General features: G+C 64.4%; 9 protein-coding genes. 2 read left to right on the top strand and 7 right to left on the bottom strand.

Going from position 1 to position 12,486, the window contains the following annotated elements; all coding sequences use genetic code 11:
• Positions 1–222: 222 nt before the first annotated feature.
• A complete protein-coding gene (locus EJ079_RS28265) occupies positions 223–765 on the top strand; it encodes a dihydrofolate reductase family protein (protein WP_127810763.1) in 543 nt (180 codons plus the stop codon).
• A 42-nt stretch (positions 766–807) separates the two neighbouring features.
• Here the strand turns inward: EJ079_RS28265 and EJ079_RS28270 are convergent, their stop codons facing one another.
• The 5 genes from EJ079_RS28270 to EJ079_RS28300 all read right to left on the bottom strand — a co-directional run bounded on the left by EJ079_RS28270 (position 808) and on the right by EJ079_RS28300 (position 7,708).
• Complete coding sequence (locus tag EJ079_RS28270; RefSeq protein ID WP_127810764.1) at positions 808–1,677, bottom strand: patatin-like phospholipase family protein; 870 nt, start codon at positions 1,675–1,677, stop codon at positions 808–810.
• Positions 1,678–1,950: 273 nt separating this feature from the next.
• Positions 1,951–3,516, bottom strand: a complete 1,566-nt coding sequence (locus EJ079_RS28280; RefSeq protein WP_245481747.1) for a pitrilysin family protein — start codon at positions 3,514–3,516, stop codon at positions 1,951–1,953.
• Between the two features lie 4 nt (positions 3,517–3,520).
• Positions 3,521–4,909, bottom strand: coding sequence for a pitrilysin family protein (locus EJ079_RS28290; protein WP_127810765.1), 1,389 nt, complete (start codon positions 4,907–4,909; stop codon positions 3,521–3,523).
• A gap of 139 nt (positions 4,910–5,048) precedes the next feature.
• Positions 5,049–5,603: a 16S rRNA (guanine(966)-N(2))-methyltransferase RsmD gene (gene rsmD / locus EJ079_RS28295; RefSeq protein ID WP_127810766.1), complete on the bottom strand. Its 555-nt coding sequence runs from the start codon at positions 5,601–5,603 to the stop codon at positions 5,049–5,051.
• Positions 5,603–7,708: a pseudouridine synthase gene (locus tag EJ079_RS28300; RefSeq protein ID WP_127810767.1), complete on the bottom strand. Its 2,106-nt coding sequence runs from the start codon at positions 7,706–7,708 to the stop codon at positions 5,603–5,605. The genes rsmD and EJ079_RS28300 overlap by 1 nt, the downstream gene beginning before the upstream one ends.
• A gap of 281 nt (positions 7,709–7,989) precedes the next feature.
• Here EJ079_RS28300 and EJ079_RS28305 point away from each other — a divergent pair, with 281 nt between their 5' ends.
• Positions 7,990–8,439 carry a nucleoside deaminase gene (locus EJ079_RS28305; RefSeq protein WP_127271509.1) on the top strand — a complete coding sequence of 150 codons (450 nt, stop codon included), beginning with the start codon at positions 7,990–7,992 and terminating at the stop codon, positions 8,437–8,439.
• A 36-nt stretch (positions 8,440–8,475) separates the two neighbouring features.
• Here EJ079_RS28305 and EJ079_RS28310 read toward each other — a convergent pair whose 3' ends face one another.
• Positions 8,476–9,156 (bottom strand): hypothetical protein, encoded by a 681-nt coding sequence (locus EJ079_RS28310; RefSeq protein WP_127271160.1) that lies wholly within the window; start codon positions 9,154–9,156, stop codon positions 8,476–8,478.
• 206 nt (positions 9,157–9,362) lie between these two features.
• Positions 9,363–12,323, bottom strand: a complete 2,961-nt coding sequence (gene ileS, locus EJ079_RS28315; RefSeq protein WP_127810768.1) for an isoleucine--tRNA ligase — start codon at positions 12,321–12,323, stop codon at positions 9,363–9,365.
• Between the last annotated feature and the right edge of the window lie 163 nt (positions 12,324–12,486).

Below are 12,486 nucleotides of genomic sequence, written 5' to 3' on the forward strand. Positions count from 1 at the left end.
AATCTTGGCAATAGATCAGAAATCTCATTCCAAGGATATCCACGGCTGAGAACTACCATCTATGCGGGGCCGGCAAAAATGTGCGCTAAATGCATGGCTCTCACCGGGTCGCTCGCACCGATGGCAGTGATTGTGTCTGCTCGCTAAGTTATAACGATTTTTCACTCTGCCTGTCGCAAAGCGCCTACGCGGTTCGTCCTCTGACGGAAGAAGGAGAGCGCCATGCCAAATCTCATCGTCACCGAATTCATCAGCGTCGATGGCATTGCCGAGGTCGAGAAGCTGCCCAGCGTGACCTGGAACGACGAGATGAACAGGTTCAAGGAAGACGAGCTTGCCGACAGCGGCGCCATGCTTTTGGGGCGCACGACCTATGAGATCTTTGCCGGCTCCTGGCCAACGGAAACCGGAGATTTTGCCGACCGGTTCAACGCGCTGCCTAAATATGTCGCCTCGACCAGCCTGAAGGCGCTCGACTGGAAGCCGGCCGAATTGCTGAAAGGGCCTCTGCCGGAAGCGGTCAGGACGCTGAAGCAAGGCAGCGGCGGCAACATCTACGTGCATGGCAGCCTCAGCGTCGCGCAGGAATTGCTGCGCCACGGCCTGGTCGACCGCGTCAGGCTGCTCAGCTATCCAGGCACCGTCGGCCAGGGCAAGCCGCTGTTCCCAGGCGGCGCGGCGGTGTCGCTCGACCTGATTTCCGCAAAACCATTTAGCAACGGCGTGGTGGCGCTGGAGTATGCACCGGTGACGGCGAAATCGTAGGTCGGTTGGGCTCTCTCCTTCCAGGTGGGAGGACGATGCACCTCACCCGACCTGTTTCCCCCGCCTCCTCTTGATGGCGGCACTATTCCTCGCCTCAACGACCTTCTCAACCTGCCGCTTCAGCTCGTCCTTGATATCGACCGTCTCGTTCATCAGCGCGTCGATCTTCAGGAAATCGAGAACGCGGTATCTCGACACTGCCGGGCGGACCAGGATGTCGGGGCGGCATTGTTTCAGCTTGTTGGCGGTGATCGACTGCATCATCAATTGCGTGGCGCCGAACATCAGGTCGACGGAGGTCGGCTGTTTGCGGTCGGCCTCTTCCGGCGCGCCGACCACGTCGACGCCGATGATGATGTCGGCGTCGTTCTCAATCAGGTCGAACGGCACGGGATTGTAGATGCCGCCGTCGATCAGCAGCCTGCCGTCGCGTGTCACCGGGCGGAACACGGCGGGGATGGCCGCCGAGGCCGCCAGCGCCGAGTGCAGGTCGCCGTCTTCGAAGACAGCGAGCTTGTGGCCGAAATAGTCGGTCGCCGTCACCTTCAGCGGGATTTGCAGCTCGGCGAAGGTTTCGGGAATGGCCTCGGGCAGAAAGGCTTTCAGGATGCGCTCGACATTGAACTGGCTGACGCGGATGCCGCCCTGCATGGCTTCGGCGATGGTGCCCGGCCGTGCCCGCCACATGCGGCTCGCCACTTGGGCGCGGCGGCCGAGGATCGAGCGGGCATAGTCGTGGATGTCCTTGCCGGTCATGCCTGATGCCATGCCGGCGCCCATGATGGCGCCGATCGACGAGCCGGCAATGGCCACCGGCTTGATGCCCAGCTCGTCCAGCGCCTCGATGACATGGATATGCGCCAGCCCGCGCGCGCCGCCGCCGCCGAAGGCGATGCCGAAGCTAGGCGCCATTTTGCGTGACTCCTGCCTCGTTTCTGGCCGGCGACGGAGACCGCCAATTGTTGAAGTTGGCGCCGCCCCTCACCTGCCTGCCGGCATCCTCTCCCCGTATAGTGACGGGGAGAAGGGTGCTGCCATCGCCGATTTCGCCAATCACCAAGGTTGCAAGGTGGGGGCCGAGGTTGCGGCCAACCCCCTTCTCCCCGTTACTATACGGGGAGAAGTGCCCGGCAGGGCGATGAGGGGCAGCGCCGGCGTTCGGAAAAGAGAAATGCGTGCCGGGGCTCATCCCTTGCCGGCTCCGGCCAGTTTCGGCCCGATGACCATGATGGTCGGCTCGGCGGTCAGCAGCTTCTTCGCCGCCGCCTTGACCTGATCGAGCGTCACCGCGTTGATGTAGCCGGCGCGGCGCTGCATGTAGTCGATGCCGAGATCGTCGAGTTGCAGTTCGACCAGTGTCGCGGCGATGGCGCTGGACGAGTCCAGATTGTTGATGGCGTAGGCGCCGATCATGTATTTCTTGGTGGCCGCCAGTTCCGCTTCGGTCGGGCCTTCTTCGGCCAGTCGCTTGACCACGTCGCGGATGATGCCCAGCGTTTCGGAAGCACGGTCGGAGCGGGTGCCGGTGCTGACGATCAGCGCGCTGGCGTGGTCCTGGTTGATGAGCGAGGAGTTGACGCTGTAGGCCAGCCCGCGCTTCTCGCGCACCTCCTGGAACAAGCGCGAGGTGAAGGTGCCGCCGCCAAGAATCTCGTTCATCAGCACGGCGGGGAAGAAATCCGCCGCCTTGCGTTTCGCGCCGGGAAAAGCGAGCTGCAGGGAGGTCTGCGGCAGGTCGTAGTCGACCTCGATATGCTGCGCCAGCTTCGGGTCGATATCGGCCACCGGCCTGAGCGCCTGGTTTTGCGGCAGGTCGCCAAACACCATGTCGAGCTTCTTCTTCAGCGTCTCCGCGTCGATGGCGCCGACAACGGCGACACGCAGCCCGCCGCGCGCGAACACCGCTTTGTGCAAGGCATTGAGATCATCGCGCGTGATGGTGGCGATGCTTTCCTTGGTGCCCTGGTCGGAGCGGGAATAGGGATGATCGCCATAAAGCGCTCGCGCCCATTTGTTCTGCGCCACCGTGTCGGGATCGTTTTCGCCGGCGATGATGCCGGACAGGATCTGGGAGCGGATGCGGTCAATCGGCAGCTGGTCGAAGCGCGGCTCGTTGACCGCCAGCCGCAACAGGTCGAATGCCTGGTCGCGCTGCTCGGCCAGCATGCGCATCGAGCCGTAGATGCCGTCGCGGCTCTCGTCGAAGCTCATCTCGGCGCCGGCATCGTCGAGCTTGATCTGGAAGTCTTCACTGTCGAGCGGTCCGGCGCCTTCGTCGAACAGGCCGGTCATCAGATTGGCCAGTCCCTCCTTGCCGACGGGATCCTGCGTCGAGCCGCCGCCGAAAACAAAGCGGATGGCGACAACCGGCACGGAATAGTCCTCGACCAGCCAGGCGGTGATGCCCTTTGGCGAGGTGACGGACTGGATGTCCATGGCCCGCGCGGTGAGTGCCGGCAGGATGAGGAAGAGGATGGAGAGAAGTAAAGTGATCAGCGGGGCGATGGCGCGGCTCGGGGTGGTCGTTCCAAACGAACAATTGTCGAAGTCGGCGCCGCCCCTCATCGCCCTGCCGGGCACTTCTCCCCGTATAGTGACGGGGAGAAGGAGGCTGGCCGCAACCTCGGCTTCCGTCTTGCAACCATGGTGACTGGCGAAACCGGCGATGACGGCGCCCCTCTCCCCGTCACTGTACGGGGAGAGGATGCCGGCAGGCAGGTGAGGGGCAGCGCCAACGCTCGATCTCTTCATCAAATCAATTCCCCGCCTGTTGCTGCGGCAGCAAATAACCGGTGGTCGACCGGGCGAGCACGAGATAGCGCGCGGCGACGGCCTTGACTTCGTCTGCCGTGACCTTGCGGATGCGGTCCGTCCACTGCTGGACGTCCTGAACATTGCCGCCGGTGGCAAGCGTCGAGCCATAGATGTTGGCCATGGAATCCTGCTTGTCGCGGGCAAAGGTCATCGATCTGACATAGCGGTCCTTGGCCTTTTCCAGCTCCGATGGCGTGACGCCATCCTTGACGATGCGCACCACTTCGGCATCGACCGCCGCTTCGACGTCGGAGATTTTGGCATCCCCGCGCGGCGCGCCATAGACGGTGAAGTTGGTGTCGTCGAGCATGGTGCCCTGGAAAAAGGCGCCGGCGCTGGATGCGATACCTTGCTGGACGACGAGCGCCTGGTAGAGCCGGCTGCGATTGCCGCCGCCGAGGATCTCCGCCAAGAGGTCGAGCGCTTCCGCCTCGCCCGGCTTGCCTGTGTGATAGGACGGCACCACCCATTGGGTGGAAAAGCTCGGCACGCTGACGCGGGCATCGGCGAGCGTCACCGTGCGCTTGGTGTTCTGCTCCGGCTCGACCGGACGGATGCGCGGCGGCAGATCGGGGCCGCGCGCCACCTTGCCATAGGTCTTTTCGGCCAGCGCCCGCACCGTGTCCGGTTCGACATCGCCGGCAACGATCAGCACCGCGTTGTTGGGCCGGTAATATTTGTCATAGAAGGCGACAGCGTCGGCGCGGTTCAGCTGCTGCATCTCCTGCATCCAGCCGATGACCGGGATGCGATAGGGCTGGTTCTGCCACAGCGTCGCATCGACCTCCTCGTCCAGCACGGCCTCGGGGCTGTTGTCGATGCGCGAGCGGCGCTCCTCGAGGATGACATCGCGCTCGGTCTTGATGACATCGTCGGTGAGGATGAGGTTGCGCATGCGATCGGCCTCGAAGCTCATCATCAGCTCGAGCGCCGACGGCGCCACCGTCTCGTGGAAGGCGGTGTAGTCGTAGGAGGTGAAGGCGTTGTTGGAGCCGCCGATATCGGAGATGGCGCGGTCGAACTCGCCCGCCGCATGGTTTGTCGTCGCCTTGAACATCAGATGTTCGAAGAAATGCGCAATGCCGGATTTGCCGGGCGGCTCGTCGGCGCTGCCGATCTTGTACCAGACCATGTGGGTGACGATCGGCGCACGGTGGTCGGGAATGACGACCACCTCCATGCCGTTGTCGAGCAGGAAATCCGTGACCTTGAACTCGGCCGGAACCGTGTTGGGCAAGACGGGGCTCTCGGCCGCCACCGGGCTGGTCATGACAAAAGCCAAAGAGGACGCCAACAGCGTTCCGCGCAGCCATTCAATCCTGGATGTCATCAACGGCTCCGGTTCTGTCTGCAGACGATAGGCAAGGTACTGGCGACAAGCAAAGTTAATTGTTGGTCATTTTAGAGGCGGAGCTCGGTTCCTCGCCCCCGTGAAGCGGGGGAGAGGAACCGCCAATCGCGAAGGCGTATCAGGCCGCCTCGATAAAGCGGATGACGGTCTCGCCATAGTTGCGCTCGTCCAGCACGGAAAAGCCGGGGCCCGGCTCGAAGGGCGCCACTGCCGCCTCTTCGACCACGCACAGCGCACCAGGGCGAAGCCAGCCGCCGGCTTTCGCCGACTGCAAGGCGCGCTCGCCAAGGCCCTTGCCATAGGGCGGGTCGGCAAAGACGAGGCCGAACGGCGCCAGCGTGCCCGCTTCGCCAAGGCCGGTGGCATCGCGGCGGAAGATCTTGGTGCGGCCGGTCAGGCCGAAGGCCTCGACATTGTCGCGGATCAGGCCACGGCCTTCGGCCGATTCCTCGATGAAGACGCCGTAGGAGGCACCGCGCGACAGGGCTTCCAGCCCCAGCGCACCGGTGCCGGCGAACAGGTCGAGCACGCGCGCGCCGTCCAACTGCTCGGCAAAGCGATGCGCCAGCACGTTGAAGACCGCCTCGCGGGTGCGATCGGTCGTCGGCCGGATGGCGTCGCTGCGCGGCGTGGCCAGCGGACGCCCGCGAAACTCACCGCCGACGATCCGCATTACTTGCCCTTGGGGCCGCCGCGCGGCCGCTCACCGCGTGTGCTGGTCGGACGGTCGCCGCGCGGCTTGCCGAACGGCTTTGCGCCGGCCGGTTTGCCATAGGTCGGTTTGAACGATGCCTTTCGCGCCTTTGCTTCAGCGGCCTTGGCTGCGTCTGCATCGGCCCTGCCCTTGCCGATCGGCCGCGCGCCCGGTGCCATCCAGACATTGGCCTTGCGCTGGCCGGGCGGCTCGATCGGCCGCTGCTCGCGCTCGGATTTCTTGCCGCCGCCCGGCTTGCCGCCAAAAGCACCACGCGGCTTGTCGCCGAAGCCGCCGCGCGGTTTGTCTCCAAAACTGCCGCGTGGCTTGTCGCCAAAGCTGCGTTCGGGACGCGGGCCGCGTTCGCCAAAACTCTTCTCCGCGCTTCTGTCGGGGCTTGTCGACAGCTTGCCCAGAGCCTCGTCGCGGCTGCCTTCGCGGCGTTTGCGGTTCTTGATCAAACCGCCCTCGCCGATCGGGCGGCGCTCACCGTCGCGGGTGAATTTCGGCCGCTCCGGCTCCGGCTCGCGAACTTCCGTGCGCCGCACCGGCTTGTTGGAAAACGGCTTGGTGACATCGGCGTCGAAATTGGCGCCGGATTCCTCGACCAGGCGCTCGCCGAGTTGGTCACGCAGAACCCTGCCCTTGATCTCGAGCACATGGCCCTCGGCGAGGTCATCGAGTTGGAACGGCCCGTAGGAGATGCGGATCAGCCGCGTCACGTCGAGGCCGAGCGAGCCGAGAATGTTTCTGACTTCGCGGTTCTTGCCCTCGCGCAGGCCGATCGTCAGCCAGGCATTGGTGCCTTGCTCGCGGTCGAGCGTGGCTTCGATGGCACCGTAAAACACGCCGTCAACGGCAATGCCCTCGCGCAGGCCCGCAAGCGCGCTTTCCTCGACCTTGCCGTGGACGCGCACCCGGTAGCGGCGCAGCCAGCCGGTGGCCGGCAGTTCGAGCACGCGCGACAGGCCGCCATCATTGGTGAGCAGCAGCAGGCCTTCGGTGTTGATGTCGAGCCGGCCGATGGTCATCAGCCGCGGCAATTCAGCCGGCAGCACGTCGAAGACGGTCTTGCGGCCCTCGGGATCGCGGTTGGTGGTGACGACGCCGGCCGGCTTGTGGAACAGGAACAGCCGGGTGCGCTCGATCGGCGGGATTTCCATGCCGTCGAGATGGATGATGTCATCAGGCATGACGTTGAAGGCCGGTGAAGTCAGGGCGCGGCCATTGACCTTGACCCGGCCGGCAGCGATCAGCTCCTCGGCATCGCGGCGCGAGGCCAGGCCGGCGCGGGCCAACCGCTTGGCGATGCGCTCGCCTGCCTCTTCCGCGCCCTCGGCGGGACGCTGGCGTGGCTTGAAGCTGCCGCCTGCCGCGCCTTGCGGCCGATCGTTGAAATCCCGCTTCGGGCGATCGCCGAAATCGCGCTTGGGGCGATCGGCGAAGTCACGCTTCGGGCGATCGCCGCCGTCGCGCGGCGCGCGGTCACTGAAATCACGCTTGGGACGGTCGAAACGCTTTTCGCCGCCCGCTGCCGCCGCAGCCGGCCGGTCGCCCCGCGGTGCATAGGGTTTGCGCGGTCCTTCGCGCTTTTCATAGGGCTTGCGCTCGCCTTCGGCGGCCATTGGCCGGTCGCCACGTGGCGCATAAGGCTTGCGCGGCCCCTCGCGCTTTTCATAGGGCTTGCGCTCGCCTTCGGCCGCCACCGGGCGATCGCCGCGCGGTGCGTAGGGCTTGCGYGKYCCYTCGCGCTTCTCATACGGTTTGCGCTCACCCTCGGCGGCCATCGGGCGGTCGCCGCGCGGTGCGTAGGGCTTGCGCGTCCCTTCGCGCTTCTCAAAAGGCTTGCCTTCGGGACGCGGGTCTTTGCTGAAAGGCTTGTCGCCGCCCTTGAAATCGCGCTTCGGCCGCTCGCCATCGGCAGCCATCGGCCGATCGCCACGCGGTGCGTAAGGTTTCTTGGCGCCAAAGGACGGCTTGCCGCCCTTGCCCGCAGCGCCATCACGGCTGCGCGGTCCCGCGGCTTTCGGCCCACTCTTGGCCGGACCCTTCCTGGGTCGGAATTTCTTGTCGCTGTCGTCCATGTGGCCTTTATCCGTTTGCGCTGCTACAGCGTGGCGCATCCTTTCGGGCGCGCAACGAACGCTGTAGCACTTTTGATGTGGCGCATGATCATTTTCGAAAACCGAGTCCCGATTTTCGAGGTCCTGCGCTCAATAACAGGATCACTGGAGTTTGTCAGGGAAAAGTGGAGACCGGTTTTTCCAAAAAGACAAACGAAAATCAAAAGCCTGGAGCAAGTGCGGTTCATTCGAAACGAACTTGCTCCGTCAGGTGGCGAGGAGATAATCGGAGTGGAAATCGCGTGAAGCGGCCCGATTTCATGGCGCTGGCGCTGAAGGAGGCCGAGGCTGCCGCCTTGCGAGGCGAAGTGCCGGTCGGCGCCGTCATCGCCAATGGCGCTGGTGTTGTCGCCAGCGCCGGCAACCGCACACGCGAACTTGCCGACCCGACCGCGCATGCCGAGATGCTGGTCATCCGCGAAGCTTGCCGCAAACTGTCGGCCGAGCGGCTGACCGGCCATGATCTCTATGTGACGCTGGAACCTTGCGCCATGTGCGCCGGCGCCATTTCCTTCGCCCGGCTGCGCCGGCTTTATTTCGGCGCCGCCGACGACAAGGGCGGTGCCGTGGTCAATGGCGTACGTTTTTTCGCCTCGCCGACCTGCCACCACGCGCCCGACATCTATCCGGGCATGGGCGAGACCGAAGCGGGTCTATTGCTCAAGGAATTTTTCCGGGAACGGCGCGGCTGAACCGGGCGCAACGCCCGGCGACACAACGTGGTGTTCTTACAGAGACGGCATCCAGTCGAACCAGCCGCTGCCCTTCTTGCCTTCCGCCTCTTTCTTGAGGCGGCGTTCCTTCTTGTACTCGTCCTCGCCAAGCTGATCTTGCGGCGCCGTGCCGGCCGCGACACGATATTGCACTGGAGGCTCGCTCAGATATTTTCGGGTGTTCGGATCGCCTTGCTTGCTGTCGGCGAGGCGGCGCTGGATCTCGGCGGCACGGCCCTTGTCGGAATCGGCCGGTGTCCATGCCGGCGGGTGGCTCGACCCTGACTCCGCCATCGCCCTCTTCACCGAGGCCGGGTCCGTCTGCACGTCGTCGATGATCTCCGACTGATAGGCCGGGTCGTTCTGATGGGCGGTGGCGTCGGCGCGCAAGCGGGCGCGGCGCTGCTCGGGCGATTCGGGCCATTCGGCGCTCGCCGTCTCGATGCTGTCCTGCGGGGCCGGCAGCGCTTCCTTCTGGCCTGGCGCCGGCTTCACGAGCGTCGGACGCGGCTTGTAGTCGATCTGTTCCTTGCGCTTCGGCGCGAACGAAAAGGCGCCCGAAATATCGCCGGCCAGCTGTTCGCCGGCGGTCTTGTCGGTGCCGTAGGTCGGAGAGCCCATGCAGCCGGACAAAGCGAGGCCCGACGCGACAAGCGGCGCCAGCAGCGCCAAGCGCGCATTATATCTCTCGGTCATGCGAAAAAGTCCCACTCTAGACAGCCTCTCGATTGCCACCAGCCTTGTGGCCGGTCCCCATCGTCCAAGCACTTGCGACGGAAATCCGGCGACAATTTGTCTTCCGGAGTTTCGCGTGTTTACCTCAACCACTCGTTAAGGGCAACGCGCGGGCGGTTTTCGCCCGCCCGGCGTGGCATTTGTGCACCGATCCAGCCGACTAACCGTTAAAGCCGGCCAAGCGCCTTCAATTCATGCAGCACCGCCGCATCCCTGGCCGAAACATCCGGGAATTCCGGATCCTGGCCGACATCGGCGGTGTAGCGCCAGGAGCGTGCACATTTTAACAGGCCACGATCCTCGGCCTTCTCGACCACCACGGCGACACCCTTGACGTCGTCGATCGCGAAGGCGCCAGCCGGTGCCTCGCCATGAGCGATGACCAGATCGCTGGTGATCGCCATCTCGGCCATGTCGACATCTGAAATCGCCGCTTCGAGCGCTGCGTCGTTGATTGTGACGACCGGCACCGCTTCCAGCGACGATCCGATCACCTTCTGGGCGCGTGCGATCTCCAGCGCGCCGGTGACGACGCGCCGCACCTGCCGCACCTGGCGCCACTTTTCCGCCAGCGCCTCGTTCTTCCAGTCCGCCGGGATTTGCGGGAACTGGTCGAGATGCACCGAGACGGCGTCGGGATGACGGTCAAGCCAGGCCTCCTCCATGGTGAAAGGCAGCATCGGCGCCAGCCATTTCACCAGGCAGTCGAAGAGATGGCGCACCACCTGCACCGAAGCCTTGCGCTTCAGGCTCGACGGCGCGTCGCAGTAGAGCGCGTCCTTGCGGATGTCGAAATAGAACGCCGACAGCTCGACCACCATGAAATCGAGCAGCATGCGGGTGATGCGCTTGAATTCGAAGGCGTCGTAGCCCGAGCGCACGACCTCATCGAGCTCGGCCAGCCGGTGCAGCATCAGCCGCTCCAACTCCGGCATTTTCTCCAGCGGCACCTCTTCGCCATCGTCATGGGCAAGCGTACCCAGCATCCAGCGGATGGTGTTGCGCAGCTTGCGGTAGGCGTCGATGTTGGTCTGCAGCACGTTCTTGCCGAGCCGCTGGTCCTCCCAGTAGTCGGTCGTCACCACCCACAGACGCAGTATATCGGCGCCCGACTGCTTGATGACGTCCTGCGGCACCACGGTGTTGCCCAGCGACTTCGACATCTTGCGGCCATCCTCGTCCATGGTGAAACCATGGGTGACGACGGTGTCGTAAGGCGCCCTGCCCCTGGTGCCGCAGCTTTCCAGCAGCGACGAATGGAACCAGCCGCGATGCTGGTCGGAGCCTTCGAGATAGACGTCGGCCGGCCATTTCAGGTCAGGACGATCTTCCAGCGTGAAGGCGTGCGTCGAGCCCGAATCGAACCAGACGTCGAGGATGTCCATCACCTGCTTCCACTTCGAAGCGTCGTGATTGCCAAGGAAACGCTCCTTGGCATCAGCCGCGAACCAGGCGTCGGCGCCCTCCTGCTCGAAGGCGTCCATGATGCGCTGGTTGACCGCTTCGTCCTTCAGCACATTGCCGTCGGCATCGGCGAAGACGGCGATCGGCACGCCCCAGGCGCGCTGGCGCGACAGCACCCAGTCCGGGCGCTCCTCGATCATGGCGCGGATGCGGTTCTGGCCGGCGGCGGGCACGAAGCGGGTGTCGTCGATGGCCTTGAGCGCCCGGCTGCGCAGTGTCGAGCCGTCGCCGAGGTCCTTGTCCATGTAGACGAACCACTGCGGCGTGTTGCGAAAGATGATCGGTTTCTTGGACCGCCAGGAGTGAGGGTAGCTGTGCTTCAGCCGGCCGCGCGCGAACAGCGCGTTGCGCTTGATCAGCTCGTCGATGACGGCCTGGTTGGCGTTGCCCTTCTTGCCGTTGTCGTCGATGACACGCGCCGGTCCACCCTCCCGGTCGGGGCCGAAACCCGGCGCGTCCCTGGTGAAGAAACCGCCGTCGTCGACGGTGAACGGGATGGCGGGATCGATGCCGCGTGCGCGCAGATCCACCGCCGCATCCATCCAGGCGTCAAAGTCCTCGCGGCCGTGGCCGGGCGCGGTGTGGACGAAGCCGGTGCCGGCATCGTCGGTGACGTGGTCGCCGGCGAGCATCGGAACGGCAAAGTCGTAGCCGCCGCAAAGGCCCTTGAGCGGATGCGAAAGCGTAAGGCTTCCAAGCTCTTGCGCCGAAACACTGCGGAGACGATTCAAGGTGACCTTGGCCTTGACCGAGGAGTCTTCAGCCAGCGCGTCGGCAAAAATCAGTTTTTCACCCGGCTGCGGGCCGAATGCGTTCTCGGCTGCCGTGACCTCATAGAGGCCATAGTTGATGCGCGGCGAATAGTTGACGGCACGGTTGCCGGGGATCGTCCATGGCGTCGTCGTCCAGATGACGACATGTGCCTGCAGCAGATCGAGTGCGCCCTCCGTCAGCTTGGTCTCGCCATCGACAGGGCGGGCCAAGCTGGCGACCGGAAACTTCGCCCAGATCGTGTCGCTCTCATAGTCGTGGTACTCGATCTCGGCCTCGGCCAGCGCCGTACGCTCGACCACGCTCCACATTACCGGCTTGGAGCCGCGATAGAGCTGGCCCGACATGGCGAATTTCAAAAGCTCGCCGGCGATGCGCGACTCGGCATGGAAGGCCATCGTCGTATAGGGATTCTCGAAATCGCCGATGACGCCGAGGCGCTGGAACTCGGCCCCCTGCACAGCGATCCAACCCGCGGCGAACTCACGGCATTCCTTGCGGAATTCGTTGACCGGCACCTCGTCCTTGTTCTTGCCCTTGGCGCGGTACTGCTCCTCGATCTTCCACTCGATCGGCAGGCCGTGGCAGTCCCAGCCGGGCACATAGTTCGAGTCGTAGCCGCGCATCTGGAACGAGCGGGTGATGACATCCTTGAGGATCTTGTTCAGCGCATGGCCGATATGGATGTTGCCGTTGGCGTAGGGCGGCCCGTCATGCAGCACGTATTTCGTGCGGCCGGCAGCGCTCTCGCGCAGCTTTCGGTAGAGATCCATGTCCTGCCAGCGCTTGACCAGCAGCGGCTCCTTCTCCGGCAAGCCGGCGCGCATCGGGAAATCCGTCTGCGGCAGGTAAAGCGTCTTGGAATAATCGATCGTTTCAGTTGTATCGGTCATTGGTCTGCCATTTGCATTGCCCGGCGGGCGTACAAGCTCGGGCGTGAACTATCATGTTATGGAAAAAGCGCGAGGGGGCGCGCAGAAACTCCCGGCGGCTCCGGCGGCGCTCAGGCCACCCGGAACACCGGGCCTGTAATTCGTATCGCGATCGCGAAAAGGC

This window comes from Mesorhizobium sp. M7A.F.Ce.TU.012.03.2.1, from assembly GCF_004006095.1.
In the GTDB taxonomy this organism is placed as follows: Bacteria; Pseudomonadota; Alphaproteobacteria; order Rhizobiales; family Rhizobiaceae; genus Mesorhizobium.

Coding starts and splice junctions, on each gene's coding strand:
- EJ079_RS28270 (WP_127810764.1), bottom strand. CDS start 1,677: ATGGCGCCTAGCTTCGGCATCGCCTTCGGCGGCGGCGGCGCGCGCGGG.
- EJ079_RS28280 (WP_245481747.1), bottom strand. CDS start 3,516: ATGAAGAGATCGAGCGTTGGCGCTGCCCCTCACCTGCCTGCCGGCATC.
- EJ079_RS28265 (WP_127810763.1), top strand. CDS start 223: ATGCCAAATCTCATCGTCACCGAATTCATCAGCGTCGATGGCATTGCC.
- EJ079_RS28290 (WP_127810765.1), bottom strand. CDS start 4,909: ATGACATCCAGGATTGAATGGCTGCGCGGAACGCTGTTGGCGTCCTCT.
- ileS (WP_127810768.1), bottom strand. CDS start 12,323: ATGACCGATACAACTGAAACGATCGATTATTCCAAGACGCTTTACCTG.
- rsmD (WP_127810766.1), bottom strand. CDS start 5,603: ATGCGGATCGTCGGCGGTGAGTTTCGCGGGCGTCCGCTGGCCACGCCG.
- EJ079_RS28310 (WP_127271160.1), bottom strand. CDS start 9,156: ATGACCGAGAGATATAATGCGCGCTTGGCGCTGCTGGCGCCGCTTGTC.